Origin of the sequence: Muricauda sp. SCSIO 64092 (assembly GCF_023016285.1) — a bacterium.
Lineage (GTDB): Bacteria > Bacteroidota > Bacteroidia > Flavobacteriales > Flavobacteriaceae > Croceivirga.
Genome location: NZ_CP095413.1, coordinates 1,427,787 through 1,451,908, shown reverse-complemented (window position 1 = coordinate 1,451,908; position 24,122 = coordinate 1,427,787). Strand labels below are relative to the sequence as shown.

Here is a 24,122-nt window from a genome sequence, read left to right as displayed (position 1 = left end):
CAAAATTTATGAAGATTAACCAAGCTAAAAGAAACAAAGAAGGGAAATGGGAATTTCTTCAATCCAATACACTGGTCAAGCCTTTGGTCCTCATTTTTGGGGACAGGTTTATCTTGGAATCAGATTCCATCTATGATGAAGTAAGGGAGATTTATCCAGATGGGGAACTTGTTTTTGGTTCTACCTCGGGAGAAATTATGGAAACCCATGTATTTGAGGAAACGGTCACATTAACGGCAATTGAATTTGAACGGACAACATTTCAAATTGTAAGGGAAAACGTTTCCAATTTTGTGGACATTGAGAAAATGGGCAAGGCAATAGCCGCCCAGTTAAACAAAACCGATCTGCGTCATGTTTTCATTGTTTCCGATGGCAGTTTTGTAAACGGAAGTGGACTTATTGAAGGATTGGAAGCCGATAAGGAGTTCAAAGCTACCATAACCGGCGGACTATGCGGTGATGGGGCAAGGTTCGAAAAGACACTTACCTCGTACAACGAATCCCCAAAACAAGGGGAGGTCGTCGCCATTGGCTTCTATGGGGACAGTTTGGAAATATCATATGCCAACTACGGTGGGTGGACGCCCTTTGGTCCCGAAAGGACCATTACAAAATCCGTTGGCAATGTGCTGTATGAGATTGACCACAAGCCGGCATTGGACCTTTATAAGACCTATTTGGGAGATAAAGCCGATCAGCTGCCCCAGGCCGCATTATTATATCCCCTTACCGTACAACAAACGGAGGACGCCGAACCTTTGGTCCGTACCATTTTAAATATTGATGAAGAAGCCAATTCCATGATTTTGGCAGGGGACGTACCGGTCAACTCCAAAGTTCAGTTAATGATGTGTACGATGGCGGACATTACCGAAGGAGCGTCCAATGCTGCCGAATTGGCGATGAAGAATAGGAAATCTACGCCAGAGCTTGCCATTTTGGTCAGTTGTGTAGGTAGAAAACTGGTCTTGGCCGGTAGGACCGAAGAGGAAATAGAAGAAGTAATGGATGTTGTTGGAGAGCAGGCAAAAATCACAGGATTCTACTCCTATGGGGAAATGGCCCCTTTTGCTGGAAAAAACGAATGCCTCTTGCACAATCAAACCATGACATTAACCCTAATGAGTGAATAGATGCATTCATTGCTGAAACGCCAAATAAAGAAATTTTTCCCGGAAGAGCTTCAGGAATGCCCAAATATGGAGCAATTCTTTGAAGCCGTAGATAAATCATACAGTGATTTTGATGACAAATTGTCTATGATCCAGCGGGCAACCTCTCTAAGCTCCCAGGAGCTTTATGAGGCCAATACACGTCTCAATAGGGAAACGGAGAGTCAGCGAAAAGTATTGGAGACGCTCAGTAAGGCGGTGGCCCTTATGGAGAGCAAAGCCGTTCCTACAGATGGTGAATGGGGATTTGATCCACAGGGGCTGGTGGAAAATATTGAAAACCAGACTTTAAAGATCATTGAGATGACCGCGGAAAAAGATGTGCTCTTAAAAAGTTTGGAACAACAAAACGATTCATTGAACAACTATGCCCATATGGTTTCACACGATTTAAAATCCCCCATAAGGAATATCCATTCCTTGGTGACCTGGGTCTATGAAGATAGTTGCGATGATTTCAAAAAAGGGTGTAAGAACAATTTTGATTTGATCTTCCAGAACTTAAGGAAGATGGATAGTTTAATTGATGGCATCCTAAAACACGCCACCATAGACGCGGTCGAGGAAAAGATAAAGGATGTGGATCTGAATAAACTGGTCCGGGAAATTGAGCGTACCATCTATGTTCCGGACAACGTAAAGGTGAAAATTAAAGGCACCTTACCCACATTGTACACCGGAAAGTACCGTATTGAACAGTTGTTCACAAATATCCTGGACAATGCGGTAACGGCCACAGAGAACAATAAAACAGGCTTGGTTACCATTGAGGCCAGGGAACAGGAAGATAAGTGGTTGTTCTGTATTGCAGACAATGGAAAAGGCATACCCAAACATCTTCAGACCGGTATTTTTGATATGTTCAAGAAATTGGAAAACGATTCCAATGCTACCGGGATTGGCCTTGCTTTGGTCAAAAAGATCATCAATTATTATAAAGGGGACATTTGGCTCTCGTCCGAAGAGGGAATGGGCACGACATTTTATTTTACAATAAAAACGAAAACATAATGGCAGAAATACCAAACCTAGATTACATTAAGGAGATTTCCGGGGGAAATGAGGAGTTCGAAAAGAAGTTCCTGTCCATTATTCAGGTTGAATTTCCAAAGGAGAAAGAAGATTATTGCAATCTTCTTAAAGGGGGACAACTGGAGGAATCTGCAAAAGTGGTCCACAAGATAAAACACAAGTTTGGGATATTGGGTTTGAACAATGCGTATAAGATTGCCATAAAATACGAAGAGGACCTTAAGATTGGTAATACCGCTTTAAAAGAGGATTTTGAAAGCGTGTTGGACACAGTACAAGAGTTTATTGTAAAAATGGAATAAGGTGAAATGCATAATTGTAGACGACGAGGCAACGGCAAGGGCCATCATGGAAGAGCTTTGTGGGAATCTTCCTGATTTTGAGGTGGTTGCACAATTTCCGAATGCGCTGGAAGCCCTTAAATATCTCAATCAAAATGAGATAGATGTCATCTTCTTGGATATTCATATGCCTTTGTTGACCGGTATAGATTTTATTCGAACCTTAAAAAATCCGCCTAAAGTGGTATTTACAACTTCGGACAAAGAATTTGCCATTGAAGCATTTGAATACGATTTTATTGTGGATTATCTGATCAAACCCATAACCCACCAACGCTTTCAAAAGACCATCGGTAGGTTAAAAAGTGCCTTTGCCCCGGCTTTGGCAAGCTCTGGTGATCGCGCCCACACCCTGGAGGGGCGAAAAGAGGAGGATTTGTACATCAACATCGATAGAAGGCTGATAAAATTAAAACTAGGTGATATTTTGCTTATTGAAGCGAAAGGGGATTACATCGAAATAAAAACAGTGGAAACCACACATAGGGTACACTCCACCTTAAAGAAAATAAAGGAAAAATTACCGGAATCACTCTTCATGCAAATCCATCGTTCCTATATCATCAATTTTACAAAAATCATTGATATACAGGATAATAGTGTTTTAATAGAACGCAATGTAATTCCAATAAGCAGGTCCCAGAGACCCAATTTAATGCAACGGCTGAATTTGCTCTAAAACTAAAGGAAAACCATTAAAACTGAGTGCAATGGCATTGGAAATAAAGGAAAATCGAGGTTTTTTTGAGGTCATTGGGAGGGTCACTTCCCAAAACGTAAATGTGCTCAGGGCATATTTTGACTCGGTATTGGAGCAAAATGACAGCATTGTGATAAGTATTGAAAAGGTGGTTGAAATGGATTCAAGTGCCGCACACCTGTTCGAAGCCCTCTATAAGGAAGCGCCGTCCAATAAAAAAGTGGTTTCCATCATAGGGAGACAGAATAAGGAAATCTCCAAAATAATGGAAGCTACCAACACAGATTATATTTTAAGTACCGATAGGGTCTAATCAATTTGAGCATTATGCATATTACGGATTACAAAAAGTATGCGGACAAAACACCAGATCAACTGGAAATGGACGATTTAAGGAAACTGGTGCTATACTTTGAACTTTTGTCCCATGTAAAAATGCCCATTGCCAGTCTGGTGATACCGGTTTTTAAGGCAAAACAGAGTTTGATTGCCCATATTTTTTCATTGGTCCATCTAAGGACGATTATACCGTATGAGGTCATTTTTGTGGACAACAACGCCGATGTGGAAACCCTGGATATTTTAAGGAAATTGGGGGCCAATGTGGTGAAGGAAGAGCGTCAAGGGATAACACACGCCAGGCAAAAAGGATTGGAAACTGCCAAAGGACAGGTCATCTGTACAATGGATCCGGACTCCATTTACGATCCATACTACATTGATAAAATGGTATTGCCATTCTTTAAAGACCCCGATTTGGTCATGTGCTATTCCATTTCAAAAAGTTACGGTAGGGACTTCCAATTGACCAGAAAAATGCAAATCCGCAATTGGTTAAAGGTAAATTACTTCAGTTGGAAATTGTCCCAGGGATTTATGAATAGGATCAAGTATGTGAGGGCAGTGGCCATGGCCATACGCAGGGAGGCAATTTTACCCATAGGATACAATACCGACCTTAAAGTGGTTTCCGGTTGTGATGATGGTATACTGGCCATTTATTTGAACAATCTGGGCAAATTCAAATATGTTCCCGTTACCATTTATACGGCCTTACCGCCTCCAAGGGAACCTGGAAAACCCTTTCCGTTTTGTAATGAACGTTTTCTTATTAAGGATGAGGGAATCAATACTACAATAGCCGAACTTGAATTGGAAAAAGCCCCCTAAAGGGCTTTTTTTATGGGATGTCCCACTTTTTGGACCTCTAAATCGTGCAGGCGTTTAGTACGTTCTATTTCAAGTAGGTAACACACAGTTTAAACTGACTTACAACACATTGTTTGGGTTTGACAACAATGAATTTATTAAAAGTAATATAAATCCTACTTTTCTATAAAATTAATACTACAAATCTTACGATTATGAAAATACTGGTAGTTGATGATAAACAATCATTGAGCGAATTGGTAGCCCAATTTTTGGGACAATCCTACAATGTTACAACAGTGGAAAATGGCCTTGCTGCCATTAATTGGTTGCAAGCGGGAAATATGCCCGATCTTATCATAACAGATCTTGAAATGCCAGAAATGGACGGTTTTGAACTCATAACAAGGGTAAAGCAGACCGGAATGTTTTCAGATATACCCATTATTGTTTTAAGCTGCAGGGATAGTAGTAGCGACCGTATTGAATGTCTGAGGTTGGGGGCGGATGATTATATGGTGAAACCTTTTAATCCAGAAGAACTGCTCATACGGGTAGATAAGTTATTAATCCGTCAATAACAATGGAAGTACTTACCAGGAAGGAGACTTCGGTACTTTATATAGGGACCAACAAGAGGTTCGGTGAAGAATTTCATCGCTTTTCCGAAAACGTGGTCATTACTACCGTTGCCACTACGGAAAATGCCATAAAATGGTTGCACAACCAGAGTGAATTCCATGAAGGAAAATGGGTCAACACCCAAAAAGCCGTGGATGCCATATTATGTGAACAAGAACTTTCCGAAGGAAAACTAACAGAGTTTCAGGAATATTTGGTTGAAGTATTTGACCCCAGCAGAAAAGTACCCATGGTCCTTCTATGTGAAAAGGTTTCAAAAAAAGAAAAGTTAAAGGCCCTGGAGCGTGGTTTTGACGACATTTTCGTTCATCCCATACGTTTTGGGCAGGTCTTTGAGCGCATACGTTTTTTAAAGGAACTGAAGAACAATCTTGGATCACAGGAGATTTCAACCTTACAGCATCCAGTCAAACGCTATAGGACTGGATTTTGGAAAAGGACCTTTGACATCCTCCTTGCCGGTTCCGTCCTGCTACTGGCCTCCCCTTTTTTGTTATTGGTCATTCTGGCCATAAGGTTGGAGTCCAAAGGGAAGGTATACTACATTTCCAAAAGGGTAGGTACGGGGTACCGCATCTTTAATTTTCTTAAGCTACGGTCCATGTACCCGGATGCGGACAAACGGTTGAAGGAGTTTGAACATCTCAACCAATATGTCCATGATACGGATGGGGAAAAAACGGACGAAACAATCGTGGAGGAAGTAAGGGAAGGTGGTACCAAACTCATTGGTGACGATACTGAGGTAGATGAAATAGTCCATAATGAAAAACGTAAGAAAAGTAACGAAAGTGCATTTGTAAAGTTTGATAACGACCCCAGGATCACCAAAGTAGGAAAGATCATCAGAAAGTTGAGTATTGATGAACTGCCACAGTTGATCAATGTGCTAAAAGGCGATATGTCCATTGTAGGTAACCGACCGTTGCCCCTTTACGAAGCCGAAATGCTGACCACGGACGAATGGACGGAACGTTTTAATGGTCCTGCCGGAATTACAGGGCTATGGCAGGTAGAGGCCCGTGGGCGAAGCTCCAAGATGTCACCGGAAGAGCGAAAGCAGTTGGATGTGAAATACGTGGAGTATGCCAATGGCAAGTATGCTTTTTTAATTGATATGTGGATAATACTTAGAACGTTTAGGGCTGTTTTCCAAAAGGAAAATGTATAGGAATGAAGATTCGGGAAAAATTGATTTTGGCAATTTTATTGATTGCTACGAACTCATTTTCACAATCCATCAATGAATTTATAGAAAATGGATTGAAGGAAAATGACATTAGCAAAAAACTGCCCCATTTGGATACGCTCATTGCCATGGCAAAAGAGCATTCCCCATTTATAAAAGTAACCCTTAACGAACAGCAATACCGGGATGGTGTCGTTTCCTTTGAACAACGGGCCTGGCTACAATACATTAATCTGGAGGCCGGTTACAACTACGGTATTTTCGATAACCTCAGCAACCAGCAAATCGCTGGGGATCCACAAAGCCAAGTGCTTTTTTCAACCGAGCAGAGCAGGTATCAGGTAGGGGTGTCCTTACGCCTTCCATTGTCGGCCATTATCAATAGAAGGGCCCGAATTTTAAGTGCAAAAGGCGAGGCCAAAAAGGCGAGGTTCGAAACGGAAGTTGCCGAAATGGAATTGGAACAAAAAGTGGTCACGCTCTACAACGACTTGTTGAAAGTACACCGAATGTTCTTTTTGGCGAGTTCCATAGTGGACAACTTTAGGGTACAATCCATACGCGCGGAAAAAGAGTTTTCCAATGGAATTATAAATATAACGGAGTACACCCGCTTGCAGCAGATGTTGAACCAGGCATCCATGAACTATGAACTACAACGATCGGATTTTGTTGCGGCGGTAATGGCCCTGGAACATATTACAGGGGCAGATTTTGATATTTGAATATGAAGTTTAACCTGCTCTTTTTTGTACGTCTGTTACTAAGACATATTGGCCTTCTGGTGGTAATGCCCATCATTTTGGCCTCATTGGTCTTTTTTCTTACCAAAAATGAGCCCAAGGTCTATAATTCCAAGGCAAGGATTTACACCGGAATCGCTTCCGGGTCCACTATTGAACTGGAAAATACCAAAGTGGATTTTAGGGCCGCCAATACGGCCTATGATAACCTTTTAAACCTTATCAAGGCCAGGACAACCATCGAAATGGTAGGCCTTAAACTTTTTGCACAGCATATGGCACAGGATAGTGCCGACTTAAAGATCATTTCAAGGAAGAAGTTCAATGAGTTGATGGAAACCGTGCCGGAGGAAGTAAAATCAGTTGTAGTAAAAGGGGACATTGAACAGACCTATGAAAATTTCAAAACACTCAAAAACTCCGACTATTCCAATTTTATTTACAGGCTTCTAAACTTTGACCATCCGGACTACAGTATAGAAAAGATAACCGGGAAGATCGGACTCAGAAGGATTTCCAACAGTGATTTTGTTGATATCGCCTATGAGTCCGATGATGCTGCCATTTGCCAGAACACCTTGCTCATTCTTTGTGATGTATTTGTGAAGCTGAATGCGGATATCAAAGTCAACCAATCCGATGCCGTAGTAAAGTATTTTGAAAGGCAGCTACAGAATTCAACTGAGGATCTGAGGGGTGCGGAAAACGAATTGTTGGATTTTAACCGTACCCATAACATTATTAACTACTACGAACAGACCAAACACATTGCCGCTGAAAAGGAGGAGTTCGAGATCAAATATTTTGAAGTTTACCGAAAATTCCATGCAGCAAGGGCCATCCTGGAAAATTTGGAATCCAAGTTGGAAACCCATGATAGGAAAAGAATTGCCAGCTCAAGCATTATGGATTTAAGGGAGCAGCTTTCCAAGCTCAATTTCAATATTTCAATGGAAACCTTGGGGATTGAAACGGATTCGACCAAGATTGAAAAAAGCTCCCAAAAGGTGTCCAAAATGATGAACGAGGTTGCCCAATTGGAACGGGAATTGGCGGACCAAGTAGATGTACTTTACCAAACGGATTATGATAATAAGAGCATTGCATCCACCAGTGTGCTTTCGGATTGGTTGCAAAATACCATTGATTATGAAGGATTCAAGGCCCAGTTAAAGGTTATGGAACAAAAGCGCTTGGAGTTTGATGAACTCTATCAGAAATTCTCCCCACTGGGGGCCACCATGAAGCGCCTGGAAAGGAAGATCGATATTGCGGAAAGGGAATATCTAAGCCTTTTACATAGTCTGGGACTGGCAAAACTACGCCAACAAAACGTGGAATTGAAATCCAATATAAAACTGACCGAGATTCCATATTACCCTATAAACCCCAAGCCCAGTAAGCGCATGATGCTGGTTGCAGCAGCGGGAATGGTGGGTTTCCTTCTCGTGGCCATGACCATTCTCATTTTGGAGTTTTTGGATGGCAATATCAAAACAGCTGCCAGGGCAGAGGATAAAATAGGCGTACAGGTTTCTTCCATATTTCCGGTCATCAATTTAACGGACAAAAAAATTGACTATGACTACATCCAGAACAAGGCGGTCAATGCCATTTCAAGAAATGTATTGTTAAATCAGTTTAAAAAATCGAACGGAGAAAAGCCCGTGGTGAACATGTTGTTTTCTACACAGCAAAGCGAAGGGAAAACATTTGTATGTAGACACCTCATTGCCAAGCTGTGTGAACTGGGTTATAAAACCCTGCACGTTACCTATGATGAATCGGATATAGGGGTTACGGGGGAAGATTATCAAAAAATAACATACGACATCAGTGACCAACTCTACAAAATAGCAACGGTCGAGGAATTTGCTGAAGATAAGGTGGTGGAGGGCTATAAATCGTTTGACTTTGTCATCCTGGAAATACCAGGTATCATAAGGAATCCTTTCCCTGTAAAATTGGCATCGACAATGGATTATACGTTTTTGGTGACACGGGCCAATCGCGCCTGGGGGGATGCCGACAAAAACGCATTGGCCTTGTTCAATGAGGCGACCACCGGACCGGAACCCACCATAATACTCAACGGTGTAAAAGTATTGGAGATGGAGACCGTATTGGGCGAACTTCCCAAAAAACGTTCCTTGATCCGAAGATGGGTGAAGAAGATTGTACAGTTCAGATTTTTCAACAAAACCTCTGTTGCATAATGTGGGCCAGGATCAAGAAAATAGGGAAGGAGAAGAATTTATCCTCACTGCTGTCCAACGTGAGTGTAGCTTTTGCCGGATTGTTGAGCTTTATGTTACTCACACGCCAATTGGAGAAAGAGCAATTTGGGGATTGGGTCTTGTTTATCACCTTGGCGACCTTTGTTGATTTGCTCAGGTTTGGCCTTACAAGAACAGCGGCGGTACGCGCGCTTTCCAATGCGGATGAAAACAGGCAAAAAACAATATTGGGCTCCACATTCAGGATCAATCTTGTACTACTCCTATTGATTTCCATAGTTTGTTGGGGATTGTGGATACTAAAGGAAAGTTTTGGGACCTCAATTAACAATGGGTATGACCTATTTCTTATTTGGTATCCGTTACTGGCATTGTCCAACCTAAGCTGGAACAATGCAATGGCCCTTTTCCAGGCGGAACAACAGTTTCAGAGAATGATGTGGGTTAGGTTGTCCAACGTTGGGCTGTTCCTCTTTTTTCTATTGGTGAACTATTTGACCGTACAATTGGGGTTGGTTCCCATAATCATTGCAAATCTGGTTGTAAACTTAATTTCCGGTTTTTGGTGTACCCTAAAAAAATGGGACGGACTGATCTACTTGGCCATGGCAAGGAGAAAGACGGAGAAGGAATTGGTCAACTTTGGAAAATACTCTATGGGAACCTTAATCAGTTCCAGCCTATTAAAAAGCGCAGATACTTTTATCATTGGATTGAGCCCATTTTTGGGTTCGGCAGGAATAGCCATGTATGCCATTCCTTTAAAACTAACGGATTTGTTGGGTATACCCCTGCATAGTTTCTCCATGACGGCCTATCCACGAATGTCCAAAAAATGTTTGGATGGCGATAAAACAGGGGCGCGAAAAATATTTTACACGTATTCCGGAGCGGTTACCTTTTTATTCTTTCCCATAGCGATTTTAGGTTTTGTTTTTGCGGAGTACCTGGTTTTGATTTTAGGGGGGGCGGAATACCTGGATTCATTGGAACTGTTGACTTTAATATTCAGGGTATTTACCCTATATGTCATGCTCTTGCCCGTTGACCGTTTCACGGGGGTGTTGTTGGATAGCCTCAATCGTCCTAAATATAATCTATACAAGGTCATTGTGATGACATTGGCCAATATCATTTTTGATTTAATTGCCGTCTTTGTGTTCAAAAGCTTGGTGGGCGTTGCGGTTGGAACCGTATTGTTTACCCTAATAGGAATTTTCCTGGGCTTCTTTTTCCTACGGAAGGAACTGGAGATTCACATTCGCCATATTTTTTCGGAAAGCCTTTTATTTTTTAAAAACCTTAAGACACACTTGGCATCATGAACCCGGTTTTGACGACATCAGGTGCAGAGAAAATGCGGAAGCCCATTCCCATTTTACTGCTGTTGTCCGTGGTCATCATTACGGCCCATCTTACTGCAACAAGGGGATTGGTTGCCGCGATTGCCATAGTCGTACTTCCAATGGTGGCCGTGTACGTTGGGGCTTTGTTTGTCAATCCCAGAATAGGGATCATTACGGTTCTCATCTTCAATTTCTTTGTCCTTGGTATTGGCAGGTACATTCCAATGACCTGGGGCCTTTTAATGGATGGGATGATGGTGCTCATGTATTTGGCACTGTTCTTTAAAGCATTTAAAGTTAAAGTTCCCTGGAACAGGGCAAGTTCGCAATTAACGCTCCTGGTGTCCATATGGTTTGGTTACGCGGTATTACAGATCGTAAATCCAGAAGCGGTAAGTGTTGCGGCCTGGTTTTATGCCATGCGGGGATTGGCTTTATATCAGTGGCTTTTTATACCGCTGGTGTTCATCTTGTTCAATAGGCCCAACGATTTAAGGATATTCTTTATCATTTGGGGAACCCTGTCCTTTTTGGCGACCCTTAAAGGAATGCAACAGCTCATTTTTGGGGTAGACCCCTATGAGCAAGCTTGGTTGGACGCAGGGGGCGATGTAACCCACGTACTTTTTGGGAAGCTACGGATATTCTCTTTTTATTCCGATGCGGGTCAATTTGGTGCTTCGCAAGGTCATACGGGTGTGGTCTTTGGAATATTGGCCCTATTTGCCAAAAACAGAAAATTCCAAATTTTCTGTGCAATCGTGGCGATGGCAGGATTATGGGGAATGATGATTTCTGGAACACGTGGGGCAATTGCCGTTCCTGCAATGGGAGGTGTCATGTTCATTTTGGTTAGAAAACACATGCCGAGCATCGTATTGGGAATCATTGCGGGCATTAGTGTCTTTGTCTTTTTCAAGTACACCACAATAGGGAACAACAATGATCAAATTCGACGAATGCGAACGGCATTTGATCCAAATGATGCCTCGCTCGAAATGAGGAGGATCAACCAGGCCAAATTAAAAGGATACCTGGCTACTCGGCCACTTGGAGGTGGAATTGGTTCCACGGGCAACTGGGGGAAACGTTTTTCACCCAATACATTTTTGGCCAATACGGCAACGGACAGTTGGTTTGTGGCCGTTTGGGCAGACACTGGGATTGTGGGATTGTACCTGCACCTGTTCATTTTGTTCTTTGTCCTGGTTACAGGAGCGTATAATGTGATGTATAAAATTCGGGATGATTGGCTCAAAGGTCAAATTACGGCATTGGTCTGCGGGATGGCGGGCATTATGTTGGCATCTTATGGAAACGGTGTTTTTGGACAATTTCCCACATGTATCTTAATGTATACGGGAATGGTATTTATGTTCATCGCACCCAGGTTGGACAAGCAAATTTTAAAGGAAAAAGGATTGTTGGAAGAAACTGTAATCAAATAGTATGAAAACACAACCATTGGTTTCGATAATTACGATCAATTACAATGAATCCCAGGTAACCCTGGATATGCTGGAGTCGCTCAAGGATGTCAACTATTCGAACTTGGAGGTCATTGTGGTGGACAATGCATCCCCAAATGATGATCCAGATATCATCAAGGAAAAGTTTCCCCAGGTCAACCTGATAAAGAGCAAGGAAAACCTGGGTTTTGCCGGAGGTAATAATCTGGGTGTCCGCGTTGCAAAAGGAGCGTATTTGTTCTTTATAAACAATGATACCATTGTTCCCAAGGAATGCATAGGGCCTTTGGTGGAGACCCTGGAGAGCAATAGTGCCATAGGGATGGTGAGCCCTAAAATCAAATTTCACTGGGACGCCAATTTAATACAGTACGCGGGTTATACGCCCATGAACCATTGGACCATTAGGAACAATAGTATCGGATACCATCAGAAAGACGACGGTAGGTTTGACAGGGAAGGGGAAACCAATTCCATACACGGGGCTGCAATGATGGTACCGAAGCGGGTGGTGGAAAAAGTTGGAATGATGACGGAAGTGTACTTTCTGTATTACGAAGAGCACGATTGGGCAGAACAAATAAAGCGGGCAGGCTATAAAGTGTACTATCAGCCCAAGTCCTATATCCTTCATAAGGAATCCCTTTCGACCGGAAAGTTCAGTCCGCTAAAGACCTATTACATTTCAAGGAACAGGATCTTGTTTGCGAGAAGGAATTTTAAACCGTTTCAGCTTGCCGTAAGCATGTTCTTTCAGCTATTCATCTCCATTCCAAAGAACATGGCAGGCTTTGTGTTAAAAAGGGAATTCAGGCATTTAAAGGCGTTTTGGGAAGCTATTTTTTGGAACCTTAAAAACCATAGGGCCGTAAGGACGTAACCTTTAAGGAAATCCCACTATAAAAAAAAACGCTCAAAGTGAATGCTTAACAACGTTATTGAAGCGATTCACAACATAATTTTCCAATCTTAAGATTGTAAGATAATATTTACAATTAATTAACGAAAAAACCTAAAAATGAATATTGCAGTTGTTGGCACGGGCTATGTAGGTCTGGTTACCGGTACTTGTTTCGCGGAAACGGGCGTAAACGTTGTCTGCGTGGATATTGACAAAAAGAAGGTAGAGATGCTTCGTAACGGGGAGGTTCCCATTTATGAACCTGGTTTGGATACCCTTTTGGAGCGAAACCTTGACAAAGGTAGAATCTCTTTTACAACAAGTCTGGAAAAAGGAATCAAGGATGCGGATGCCGTATTCATTGCAGTGGGCACTCCTCCGGATGAGGATGGTAGTGCAGATCTGAAATACGTTTTGGGCGTAGCACGTGAGATCGGGCAGCATATGGAGAATTATAAGGTAATTGTCACCAAAAGTACAGTACCTGTTGGAACTTCTTTTAAAGTGAAGGCAGCAATAGAGGAAGAATTGGTCAAAAGAGGGGTGAGAATCCCTTTTGATGTTGCCTCCAACCCGGAGTTTTTAAAAGAAGGAAGTGCCGTGGACGATTTTCTTAAACCGGACCGTATCGTGGTCGGTATAGAAAGCAAACGTGCCGAAAAGGTGATGAAACGTCTTTACAAGCCGTATTTGATGAATGGACATCCGCTGTTGTTTATGGATATTTTTTCATCGGAAATGACCAAGTACGCCGCAAACTCCATGTTGGCTACCAAGATCAGCTTTATGAACGATATTGCCAACCTCTGTGAGTTGGTGGGTGCCAATGTTGATTTGGTGAGGAAAGGTATCGGTTCAGATTCCAGGATAGGGAATAAATTCATTTATCCGGGAACAGGATACGGGGGAAGTTGTTTCCCCAAAGATGTTCAGGCATTGGTAAGGACTGCGGATGAATATGGCCATTCACTGGAGGTACTAAAAGCTGTGGAAGCAGTGAACTATCGTCAGAAAACCACTTTGGTCGAAAAAATCAAAAAGCATTTTGGGGACAATCTCAAAGGCAAACAATTTGGCCTATGGGGCTTGGCATTTAAACCAAAAACGGATGATATGCGCGAAGCACCATCACTGGTCATCATAGAGCAATTACTGGCATTGGGTGCTGGTATTAGGGCCTATGACCCGGTAGCGATGCATGAGGCTGAACGGATTCTTGGAGATAAAATAGCGTATGCCAAGGATGAGTATGACGTATGTATTGATGCAGATGCCCTGATTCTGGTCACGGAATGGTCGGAGTTTAGGATGCCCAACTTCAGGATTCTTGAAAAGCTGATGAACGAGAAGACCATTTTTGATGGTAGAAATGTTTATGACCCGGAAGAAATGGCAGAGTACGGCTTCAACTACTATAGTATTGGTAGGGAAGCCATCCATAGTACCGTTGGGGAATCGGCAAATGCCTAATCAAACAATAATCAAACATAAGGGATGAAAAGAATATTAGTAACCGGAGGTGCAGGATTTGTAGGATCACATTTGTGCGAACGACTTCTAAATGAGGGGAATGAAGTGGTTTGTATGGACAATTATTTTACGGGAAGGAAGAGTAAAATAGTCCATTTAATGGACAACCCGTATTTTGAGTTAATAAGACATGATGTAACCCTACCTTACTTCATTGAGGTGGATGAGATTTACAATCTGGCATGTCCTGCCTCACCGGTACATTATCAATACAATCCAATAAAGACCATTAAAACTTCCGTACTGGGGGCCATTAATATGTTGGGATTGGCAAAACGGATCAACGCCAAGATTTTGCAGGCATCAACAAGCGAAGTATACGGGGATCCGGAGGTACACCCGCAACCGGAGGATTATTGGGGCCATGTTAACCCCATCGGTATTCGCTCCTGCTATGATGAGGGAAAGCGATGTGCAGAATCCCTTTTTGTGAACTACCATCAATCCAATGGGGTCTTGGTGAAGATTATTAGGATTTTCAATACCTACGGTCCTAGAATGGAGCCGGATGATGGTCGGGTGGTTTCCAACTTTATCATGCAGGCCCTTCAAGGGAAGGACATCACCGTTTTTGGTGACGGTACACAGACCAGGAGCTTTCAATATGTCACTGACCTAGTGGACGGAATGATTAAAATGATGGGTACGGAAGACGGGTTCATTGGCCCCATTAATATTGGAAATCCAAGGGAGTTCACCATGCTTGAGCTCGCTGAAAACATTATTGATCTAACGGAATCCAAGTCCAAAATTGTCCATTTACCACTGCCGTCGGATGATCCCATGCAGCGCAAACCGGACATCACCCTGGCCAAGGAAAGGCTTAAGGACTGGAAGCCAACAGTAGAACTTAGGGATGGGTTAAAGGAAACCATAGCCTATTTTGATGGGATGTTAAAGGACAAGACCATTAAAGAATTGGTAAGTATATAGTTAAGTTGTAAATAGGAAAACCGATGGATGCACTGCAAATTTTGGCCAATGTCTTGGAAATAGTGGTATTGGCATACTTTGGCTTTGCATCCATTTATGTTTTCGTATTCGCTTTTGCGGGCTTGTTCAAACCCAGGCAAAGGGAAAGCATCATTCAAAAACAACGGAAATTTGCCGTTTTAATACCAGGTTATAAAGAAGACAATGTAATTGTTGAAGTTGCCAGGAGAGCACTGGAACAAAGCTATTCCGAGGAACTTTTTGACGTAGTGGTCATTGCGGATTCCTTTCAGGAATTGACCTTGCAAAAATTAAGAAAGCTCCCTATAAAACTGGTGGAGGTTTCCTTTGAGAAAAGCACAAAATCCAAAGCCCTAAATAAGGCCATGGAGGTTATTGGTGACCACTATCATGTGGCCCTGATCTTGGATGCCGACAATATTATGGAGTTCGATTTTATTGAACGCATCAATGAGGCATTCAATAAGGGCTATAAAGTGGTGCAAGGGCATCGCATTGCCAAGAACACCAATACCTCGTTCGCGATTCTGGATGCCATTAGCGAAGAAGTAAATAACCATATCTTCAGAAAAGGGCATCGTGTATTGGGACTGTCTTCCGCCTTAATTGGGTCGGGAATGGCTTTTGATTACCATTTTTTCAAGTCTACCATGGCCAAGGTCAATGCGGTTGGTGGTTTTGATAAGGAATTGGAATTAAAGCTATTGAGGGACCGAAATCAAATAGAATACCTTCATGATGCTTTGGTCCTTGATGAGAAGGTCCAAAAAACCGAGGTTTTTGCCAATCAGCGTAAGCGTTGGCTTTCTGCCCAATTTATTTATTTCAAGCGCTTTGTTTGGGAGGGAACCAAAGAGCTGGTGACCAAGGGAAACCTGGATTTTGCGGATAAGGTGTATCAAATGATATCCCCTCCCAGGATTCTGTTACTGGGACTTGTTTTTTGTTTTGCAACCGTATATACGGCCATGGATGTATTCTTCCCCATGGACTGGTTAATTGTTCCATCGTACCTATGGCACCTCACCGCAGCACTTACTATCCTGGCCTTTATAATGGCCGTTCCCAAAAAGTTTTACAGCAAGTCGACCTTTACTGCAATTTGGACATTGCCCAAGGCATTTTTGGTCATGTTCCTTTCACTGTTCAAACTTAAGGGGGCCAATAAAAAGTTTATTCATACCCAACACGGAACTGTTAATACCTAAGCTAAACGAATGAAGATTGGAATTGAAGGACAACGGCTTTTTAGGAAAAAGAAGCACGGGATGGACATGGTGGCCCTGGAACTCATCAAGAATCTACAAGCTATTGATGGAAAAAATGAGTATGTCATTTTTGTAAGACCGGATGAGGACAACACGTGTATTCCCAAAGCTCCCAATTTTAGGGTGGTAGAGCTTTCATCAAGATTTGGTTATCCGGGATGGGAGCAAATAGAATTGCCCAGGGCAGCCTTCAGGGAAGGCTGTGATGTACTTCATTGTACCAGTAACACAGGCCCCATCTTTTGTAAAGTCCCATTGGTGACCACCCTTCATGACATTATTTATTTGGAAAGTATAAGCATCTTTAAGAAAGAGGGTACCTGGTACCAAAAATTGGGGAATATGTACCGTAGGTATTTTGTTCCCCCTGTGATTAAAAAGAGCAAAAAGGTCATTACGGTCTCCCACTACGAAAAGCACCGAATCAATACGTATTTTGGATTCAAGGATGACCGATTGACGGCCATCCACAACGGTGTGGGGGAGCATTTTAAAAAAGTTACCGATACAGCTTTGCTATCATCCGTGAAAAAGAAATACAATTTGCCGGACAATTATTTCTTTTTTCTTGGAAATACGGACCCCAAGAAGAACACGATAGGGGTGTTGAGGGCATTTTCCAAATTCAATGAAATATATCCGGACAGAAACCATCTGGTGATGTTGGATTATGATGAAAGTGAGCTAAAACGGATTTTAGCAAGCATTGGAAATCCTGGTTTGCGCAGTTTGATCCATCTTACGGGCTATGTTCCCAATCAAATCCTGCCGGCCATTATTAGTCAGGCCTGTATTTTTCTATATCCCTCACTTAGGGAAAGCTTTGGTATTCCAATTTTGGAAGGGATGGCCTGTGGGGTTCCGGTCATTACCTCCAATACATCCTCCATGCCGGAAGTTGCGGGTGAAGGAACGGCTTTGATTATCGATCCTTTTAACCCCGATGAAATTGTCCATGCCATGCAACGGTTGGTAGAGGATCAAATGTTGGCAAAGGTTTTATCGGAAAAGGGTGTTGAAAGGGCCAAGGACTTTTCCTGGGAATCCATGGCACGCCATGTCCTTGATCTATATGAAAATGTCTATGAGGAAATAAAATCCTAACAATATGATACGTAATCAAGACATTGTGGTCATAGGAATCCAGGCATGGGATATTGAAATAGGCAGTAATTGTAAAAACATAGCTGCCGAATTTGCCAAGCATAACCGGGTATTGTATGTAAACCCTCCTTTGGACAGGGCATCGCTCAGGCGCGAACATGATACTGAAAAAATCCAAAAACGCATACGGATAAAGAATGGTGACTCCCCGGATTTAGTGAAGTTGGATGATAACCTATGGAATTTGTACCCGAAGACAATGACGGAATCCATTAACTGGATTCCCTTCCATGCGCTATTTAAATTTTTGAATAAACGCAACAATAGGATCTTTGCAAAAGATATTCAGTCCGCCATAGACCGGCTTCAATTTAAGGATGTCCTCATCTTCAATGATAGTTCCATGTTTTTGGGCTTTCACCTTAAAGAACTACTTAAGGCCAAGGGATATGCCTATTATATGCGGGACTATTTGATACGGGTTCCGTATTGGAAACGTCATGGGGAACGAATGGAACCCCAATTGATTAAAAAAGCGGATACCGTGGTGAACAATTCCACTTTGTACGCGGAATATGGCGCTAAGTACAATCCCAAAAGTTTTATGGTCGGGCAGGGCTGTGATGTTTCCCTATTCAATGACGAAGATGGAAAGATAGTCGTTCCCACAGCGTTCAATGACATTCCCGGTCCGGTTTTAGGGTATGTGGGTTATCTCACCAGTATGCGACTGGATATTGCCCTCTTGGAGTACTTGGCGCAAAAAAGAAAGGATTGGAGCATTGTTTTGGTGGGCCCGGAAGATGAGGATTTTAGAAACTCCCTCCTGCATGAGATGGACAATGTTTACTTTTTGGGAAGTAAGGATCCCAAGGAGCTCCCAGCTTATGTAAAAGGATTTGATATTGCCATGAACCCTCAAGTGGTAAATGATTGGACAATTGGTAATTACCCCAGAAAGATTGATGAATATCTGGCCATGGGAAAACCTACCCTGGCCACCAGGACCAAGGCCATGGAAATGTTCCAAGATCATGTATACCTGGGTTCTTCAAAGGAAGAATATCTGGAACTGGTAGAGAAAGCACTTAAGGAGAATTCCAAAGAACGAATGGCGGAACGAATTGCTTTTGCAAAAAGCCATACCTGGGAGAACAATGTAAAGGCGATTTACGAAGCCATCAAAAAATCCGCATAGCCATGGGACTAAAGGAAAAAATAAAGGGTAATGAGGGACTAAAAAGGTTTGTTCATTGGTTATTGGTTCCATCAGGCCAGGCCAGGCCTAGACTATGGGTCCGGTGGTTCGTAAACCCGTTCTATCACAAAAAGGGAAAAGGGGCAACCATACGGCGAAGGACCCGAATGGATGTTTTGCCCTGGAACAACTTTGAGTTGGGAGCAAATTCTACCATTGAAGACTTTTCCACTATCAACAATGGTGTTGGGCCCGTTAAAATAGGTAGGAACACACGTATAGGATTGGGCAATACGCTTATTGGTCCGGTGACCATCAAAGATGATGTGCGCCTGGCGCAAAATGTGGTGCTTTCCGGACTTAACCATAATTATGAAGATATTTCACAGCCTATCCATGCACAAGGTGTTTCCACGGCCCCCATTGTTATTGGGGAAGAAAGCTGGATAGGCGCCAATGTCACCATTGTGGCAGGAGTTACCGTTGGGAAGCATTGCATAATTGCCGGGGGCAGTGTCGTGACCAAGGATGTTCCCCCGTATTCGGTGGCCGTGGGCAATCCTGCCAAAGTATTGAAACAGTTTAACCACCATACTGGAGAATGGGAAAGGGTTCAAAAGAAACCATCTGTGGTTGCATAATACAAATTGATTGAAATGGAAGCTTTAAAAGTATTTTTCTGGATAGCCTTGTTCATCATTTTTTATTCCTATTTGGGATATGGGATACTATTGTTTGGGCTTATTAAGTTGAGAAGGCTATTTGGTTTGGGCAAAAAATATGAAGGTAATGAGGACTACCAACCGGAGGTAACCCTTTTTGTGGCAGCCTATAATGAAAAGGATTATTTGGAAGAAAAAGTAAACAACTCCCGCAGTTTAAACTATCCCAAGGAAAAACTGACCCAACTTTGGGTCACGGATGGATCTGACGACGGTACTCCAGAACTTCTAAAAAAACACAAGGACGTAAAGGTTTTGCACGAACCGGCAAGAAATGGGAAAATTGCGGCCATGAACAGGGGGATGAAACATGTTAAGACCCCCATCGTCATTTTTTCGGATGGAAATACCAGTTTGGGAAAAGAGTCCGTGCAGGAAATAGTCCGCCTTTTCCGTAATCCAAAGGTGGGTTGTGTTTCTGGGGAAAAACGTATCTATTCCAAAGAGGCCGATAGTGCGGCGGGAGCAGGTGAAGGAATGTACTGGAGATATGAATCCCAACTAAAGAAGTGGGATGCTGAACTCTATTCGGTTGTTGGTGCTGCCGGAGAGTTGTTTGCCATTAGGACCGAGCTTTGGCAGGAAGTGGAAAAAGATACCTTATTGGATGACTTTATGATTTCACTTAGGGTGGCCATGCAAGGCAGGACCATTCAATACAATCCTGAGGCCTATGCCATAGAAAATGCCTCAGCCAATGTAAAAGAGGAACTGAAGCGAAAGATTAGAATTTCTGCGGGAGGTATCCAATCCGTAGTGCGTTTGGCGCCCTTATTGAACTTTTTTAAATACGGAACCTTGTCCTTTCAATACATTTCCCATCGTGTATTGCGATGGACGCTGACCCCCTTATTATTGCTTTTGATCATCCCGGTAAATTTGGTATTGGCCCTGGACGAGGGGTTAGGGTCCTTTGGACCGTTTAGCCTTCTCTTTTGGGGACAGGTACTGTTCTATGTTGCAGCTTTGGTGGGTTGGTTTTTGGAAAACAGGCAGATTCGTTTGAAGTTGCTGTTTATCCCCTACTATTTCTTTATGATGAACCTTTCGGTGTTCCTGGGATTCCGGAGGTATATTAAAGGAAACCAATCGGTAAATTGGGAGCGTGCAAAACGCGGGGGAAATCCAACGGAAGCAGTTGCCTAAACCGTCACTTTTTCACCAATGGGCAAATCAAAGTAAAAGGTGCTGCCCTTTCCTACCGTACTCCTAATTTTGAGGGTACCCCCATTCTTATTGACGAAGTTTTGACATAAAACAAGCCCCAGACCGGTGCCCGGTTCTTTTTCCGTTCCCAATTTGCTGAAGTGTTCATTGGGGTTTAGGATTTTAGGAATATCCTCCGGTGGAATCCCTTGCCCATTATCCTGTACTTCAACAATAGTGCGGTCTTTTTTGGAAATGGCATTGACCTGTATTTCCCCGTCAATCGGAGTAAATTTAATGGCGTTGGATAGGAGGTTCCTCAAAACCGTTTTTGTGGTGTTAAGGTCCGCATGGACATAGGTTTCTTGTGGGATGTTATTGATCAATGTAATTTTTTTGTGCTCGCTCCCCAGTTTTAGCAACCTAAAGGTTTGTTCAACAATATCACCCAAATCAAGGTGCTCTGGGATTACTTGAATTTGATTGCTTTCAGATTTGGCCCAACCCAAAAGATTTTGGAGCAGGCTAAGGGCTTCATCCATGGTCTTGAGCAGTTCAAAAACCGTTTCATCCACAAACTGGTCCGTTTTGGGATCTATAATGCCCCGCATAATAAAATCCATCTTGAGCTTGGCAGCACTTAAAGGAGAGCGAAGATCATGACCAATTATGGAGAACATCCTATCCTTTAAGGCATTGGACTGCCTTAGATTTTCTGCCTGTTGCTCTATTTGGTTTTTCGCCCGTCTTAACTCAACGTGGGTCTGTATACGGGCAATCAATTCCTGCTCGTTAAAAGGTTTGGTCACATAGTCCACCCCACCTACTTGAAAACCTCTTACCTTGTCCCTTACATTGACTTTTCCAGTGAGGAAGATTACAGGAATATCTTTGTATTCCTTTCGCCCCTTGAGTTTTTCACATAGTTCAAAACCTTCGATGCTGGGCATAATGACATCCAGAAGAATAAGGTTCGGACGTTGTTCGGCCAAAAGTTCGAAAAAGTGATCAACGTTACTGGTACCCTTAAAAATGAAATCGTTTCGCTCCAGGATAAACCGTAGGAGTTCCAAATTTAATTGTTCATCATCTATGGCAAGGATGAAGGGTTTTTCAGTAACTTGCTGGCTCATTGGTATCTATAAAAACCAACCCTAAGGTAAGAAAAAGTTTTCGGGATTAAGCCGTATAATCTGATACAAACCTTAAGGAATTTGTAAATCGTTGCCGCCAATTGATTTAATAAGTGTAAATTAAGACGTGTACCACCTAAAAGTGGGCTTTCACAACATAAATTAAACCAACTATTAAAGTAGGATTATATTTACAAATAAAGTAATATAAATATTTATTAATGAACTATCTATTGGTTACGGGAGGAGCAGGTTTTATTGGTTCCAACTTTGTTCCCTACTTTTTGGAAAATAATTCGGATATCCATTTGGTCAATCTGGATGCCCTTACCTATGCTGGCGACCTCGGTAATCTAAAGGAGGTGGAGGATCACGATAGGTACACCTTTATTAAAGGGGATATTTGTGATAGGGAATTGATAGAGGAATTATTCGAGCGTTTTGATTTTAAGGGTGTTATCCATTTCGCGGCGGAATCCCATGTAGACAATTCCATTGCCAATCCCGACGCTTTCATGCAAACAAATATCATAGGAACCTTCAACCTAATTGATGTGGCCAAGAAATGGTGGATGGTTGGACCAGGAATTTATAAGGAAGCGTATGGGAATGCCCGCTTTCATCATGTTTCCACTGATGAGGTGTATGGTACCTTGGGCAAGGAAGGACTGTTTATGGAAATGACCCCATATGCTCCCAATAGCCCCTATAGTGCTTCAAAGGCTTCATCGGATTTTATAGTGAGGAGTTATCACCATACCTATGGTATGAATGTGGTCACGACCAATTGCTCTAACAATTACGGCCCTAAACAACATGATGAAAAACTGATCCCCACCATAATTAGGAAAGCATTGGGCGGAGAGGAAATTCCCATTTATGGGGATGGTTCCAATATTCGTGATTGGCTCTACGTCCTGGATCATTGCAAGGGGATTGCCCTTGCCTATGATAAGGGTGTTTCTGGAGAAACCTATAATATCGGTGGACGAAATGAGCGCAATAACCTTTACATCGCGAACAAGGTTTGCGAATTGTTGGACGCCAAACATCCAAAAAGCAGCGGCTCGTACAAAGAGCGGATAACCTTTGTAAAGGATCGTGCCGGTCATGATTTTAGGTATGCCATTGATGCTTCCAAAATAGAAAACGAATTGGGATGGAAAGCCGATGAAAACTTTGAGTCCGGCATAGAAAAGACCATTGATTGGTACCTAAACCGATATGTGGAAAAGGAGAACTCAAGTTTAGCCTAAAACCATCCTACTAAAAATTTACAGATGAAAGGAATTATTCTGGCCGGAGGTTCAGGAACTAGATTGCATCCACTTACACTGGCTGTAAGTAAACAGTTGATGCCCATATATGATAAACCCATGATTTATTATCCCCTTTCCACCTTGTTGGAATCCGGAATCTGGGAGATACTCATTATATCCACCCCACACGACCTCCCCTTGTTCAAGAAGTTGTTGGGTGATGGAAGGAAGTATGGTTGTCGATTTGAATATGCCGTGCAGGAAGCACCTAACGGTTTGGCAGAAGCCTTTTTAATAGGCGAGGAATTCATTGAAGATGACAAAGTAGCCTTAATTCTTGGTGATAATATATTCTATGGTTCGGGATTGGACAAACTTTTGCAATCCAATAACGATCCAGACGGGGGCATTATCTATGCATACCATGTTAATGATCCGGAGCGTTATGGTGTTGTGGATTTTGATGAGGATGGCAATGTCATTTCCATTGAGGAAAAACCAAAAGTGCCAAAATCCAATTTTGCCGTTCCTGGAATCTATTTTTATGATAATGATGTTGTGGATATCGCAAAGAACATCAAACCGAGTGCCCGGGGAGAATTGGAAATAACGGATGTGAACAGGGAATACCTAAATAGGGGCAAATTAAAAGTAAGTATTATGGATCGGGGCACGGCTTGGCTGGATACCGGTACTTTTACATCATTGATGCAAGCAGGGCAGTTTGTTCAGGTGATTGAAGAGCGACAAGGTTTAAAAATAGGTGCCATAGAATCATCGGCATATAAAATGGGGTATATCACCAAAAATCAATTTAAGAAATTGACGAAACCCTTTTTAAAGAGTGGTTATAGCAAGCGCTTATTGGAAGTAATTTCGTAAAA

Annotated in this window: 23 protein-coding genes; 22 read left to right on the top strand and 1 reads right to left on the bottom strand. The window is 42.4% G+C overall.

The window, feature by feature from the left end:
* Positions 1–8 precede the first annotated feature (8 nt).
* From L0P88_RS06075 to L0P88_RS05975, 20 genes are all read left to right on the top strand, one after another.
* Complete coding sequence (locus tag L0P88_RS06075; RefSeq protein ID WP_247133721.1) at positions 9–1,136, top strand: FIST signal transduction protein; 1,128 nt, start codon at positions 9–11, stop codon at positions 1,134–1,136.
* Complete coding sequence (locus L0P88_RS06070; protein ID WP_247133720.1) at positions 1,137–2,186, top strand: sensor histidine kinase; 1,050 nt, start codon at positions 1,137–1,139, stop codon at positions 2,184–2,186.
* Positions 2,186–2,509 carry an Hpt domain-containing protein gene (locus L0P88_RS06065; protein WP_247133719.1) on the top strand — a complete coding sequence of 108 codons (324 nt, stop codon included), beginning with the start codon at positions 2,186–2,188 and terminating at the stop codon, positions 2,507–2,509. The genes L0P88_RS06070 and L0P88_RS06065 overlap by 1 nt, the downstream gene beginning before the upstream one ends.
* 1 nt (position 2,510) lies before the next feature.
* The gene (locus L0P88_RS06060; protein ID WP_247133718.1) at positions 2,511–3,227 is read left to right on the top strand and encodes a LytR/AlgR family response regulator transcription factor; all 717 of its coding nucleotides are present in this window, start codon (positions 2,511–2,513) and stop codon (positions 3,225–3,227) included.
* Between the two features lie 31 nt (positions 3,228–3,258).
* Entirely contained in the window at positions 3,259–3,561 is a 303-nt protein-coding gene (locus tag L0P88_RS06055) for an STAS domain-containing protein (RefSeq protein ID WP_247133717.1), read from the top strand.
* Between the two features lie 14 nt (positions 3,562–3,575).
* The gene (locus L0P88_RS06050; protein ID WP_247133716.1) at positions 3,576–4,418 is read left to right on the top strand and encodes a glycosyltransferase family 2 protein; all 843 of its coding nucleotides are present in this window, start codon (positions 3,576–3,578) and stop codon (positions 4,416–4,418) included.
* A gap of 194 nt (positions 4,419–4,612) precedes the next feature.
* On the top strand, positions 4,613–4,978 hold the full coding sequence (locus L0P88_RS06045) for a response regulator transcription factor (protein ID WP_158776722.1): 366 nt from the start codon (positions 4,613–4,615) through the stop codon (positions 4,976–4,978).
* A gap of 2 nt (positions 4,979–4,980) precedes the next feature.
* Positions 4,981–6,210: a sugar transferase gene (locus L0P88_RS06040; RefSeq protein WP_281499717.1), complete on the top strand. Its 1,230-nt coding sequence runs from the start codon at positions 4,981–4,983 to the stop codon at positions 6,208–6,210.
* 2 nt (positions 6,211–6,212) lie between these two features.
* Positions 6,213–6,953, top strand: coding sequence for a TolC family protein (locus L0P88_RS06035; RefSeq protein WP_247133715.1), 741 nt, complete (start codon positions 6,213–6,215; stop codon positions 6,951–6,953).
* Positions 6,954–6,955: 2 nt separating this feature from the next.
* Positions 6,956–9,187, top strand: a complete 2,232-nt coding sequence (locus L0P88_RS06030) for a GumC family protein (protein WP_247133714.1) — start codon at positions 6,956–6,958, stop codon at positions 9,185–9,187.
* On the top strand, positions 9,187–10,533 hold the full coding sequence (locus tag L0P88_RS06025) for an oligosaccharide flippase family protein (protein ID WP_247133713.1): 1,347 nt from the start codon (positions 9,187–9,189) through the stop codon (positions 10,531–10,533). The genes L0P88_RS06030 and L0P88_RS06025 overlap by 1 nt, the downstream gene beginning before the upstream one ends.
* On the top strand, positions 10,530–12,002 hold the full coding sequence (locus tag L0P88_RS06020) for an O-antigen ligase family protein (protein ID WP_247133712.1): 1,473 nt from the start codon (positions 10,530–10,532) through the stop codon (positions 12,000–12,002). Before L0P88_RS06025 ends, L0P88_RS06020 begins: the two co-directional genes overlap by 4 nt.
* Position 12,003: 1 nt before the next feature.
* Positions 12,004–12,903, top strand: coding sequence for a glycosyltransferase family 2 protein (locus L0P88_RS06015; RefSeq protein ID WP_247133711.1), 900 nt, complete (start codon positions 12,004–12,006; stop codon positions 12,901–12,903).
* A 138-nt stretch (positions 12,904–13,041) separates the two neighbouring features.
* Complete coding sequence (locus L0P88_RS06010) at positions 13,042–14,394, top strand: UDP-glucose dehydrogenase family protein (protein WP_247133710.1); 1,353 nt, start codon at positions 13,042–13,044, stop codon at positions 14,392–14,394.
* 24 nt (positions 14,395–14,418) lie between these two features.
* Positions 14,419–15,387, top strand: coding sequence for a UDP-glucuronic acid decarboxylase family protein (locus L0P88_RS06005; RefSeq protein ID WP_247133709.1), 969 nt, complete (start codon positions 14,419–14,421; stop codon positions 15,385–15,387).
* A gap of 23 nt (positions 15,388–15,410) precedes the next feature.
* Positions 15,411–16,616 carry a glycosyltransferase gene (locus L0P88_RS06000; RefSeq protein WP_247133708.1) on the top strand — a complete coding sequence of 402 codons (1,206 nt, stop codon included), beginning with the start codon at positions 15,411–15,413 and terminating at the stop codon, positions 16,614–16,616.
* Between the two features lie 9 nt (positions 16,617–16,625).
* Positions 16,626–17,780, top strand: coding sequence for a glycosyltransferase family 4 protein (locus L0P88_RS05995; RefSeq protein ID WP_247133707.1), 1,155 nt, complete (start codon positions 16,626–16,628; stop codon positions 17,778–17,780).
* Positions 17,781–17,784: 4 nt separating this feature from the next.
* Complete coding sequence (locus L0P88_RS05990) at positions 17,785–18,978, top strand: glycosyltransferase (protein ID WP_247133706.1); 1,194 nt, start codon at positions 17,785–17,787, stop codon at positions 18,976–18,978.
* A 2-nt stretch (positions 18,979–18,980) separates the two neighbouring features.
* Positions 18,981–19,619: a DapH/DapD/GlmU-related protein gene (locus L0P88_RS23930; protein ID WP_281499716.1), complete on the top strand. Its 639-nt coding sequence runs from the start codon at positions 18,981–18,983 to the stop codon at positions 19,617–19,619.
* Between the two features lie 15 nt (positions 19,620–19,634).
* Positions 19,635–20,846, top strand: coding sequence for a glycosyltransferase family 2 protein (locus L0P88_RS05975; protein ID WP_247133705.1), 1,212 nt, complete (start codon positions 19,635–19,637; stop codon positions 20,844–20,846).
* Here L0P88_RS05975 and L0P88_RS05970 read toward each other — a convergent pair.
* Positions 20,843–21,979 (bottom strand): hybrid sensor histidine kinase/response regulator, encoded by a 1,137-nt coding sequence (locus L0P88_RS05970; RefSeq protein WP_247133704.1) that lies wholly within the window; start codon positions 21,977–21,979, stop codon positions 20,843–20,845. The two genes, L0P88_RS05975 and L0P88_RS05970, sit on opposite strands and share 4 nt — an antisense overlap.
* Positions 21,980–22,200: 221 nt before the next feature.
* Between L0P88_RS05970 and rfbB the strand changes: the two genes are divergently transcribed.
* Both rfbB and rfbA read left to right on the top strand, forming a co-directional pair.
* Entirely contained in the window at positions 22,201–23,235 is a 1,035-nt protein-coding gene (gene rfbB / locus L0P88_RS05965) for a dTDP-glucose 4,6-dehydratase (RefSeq protein ID WP_247133703.1), read from the top strand.
* A gap of 24 nt (positions 23,236–23,259) precedes the next feature.
* Positions 23,260–24,120, top strand: coding sequence for a glucose-1-phosphate thymidylyltransferase RfbA (rfbA, locus tag L0P88_RS05960; protein ID WP_247133702.1), 861 nt, complete (start codon positions 23,260–23,262; stop codon positions 24,118–24,120).
* The last annotated feature ends 2 nt before the right edge of the window (positions 24,121–24,122 follow it).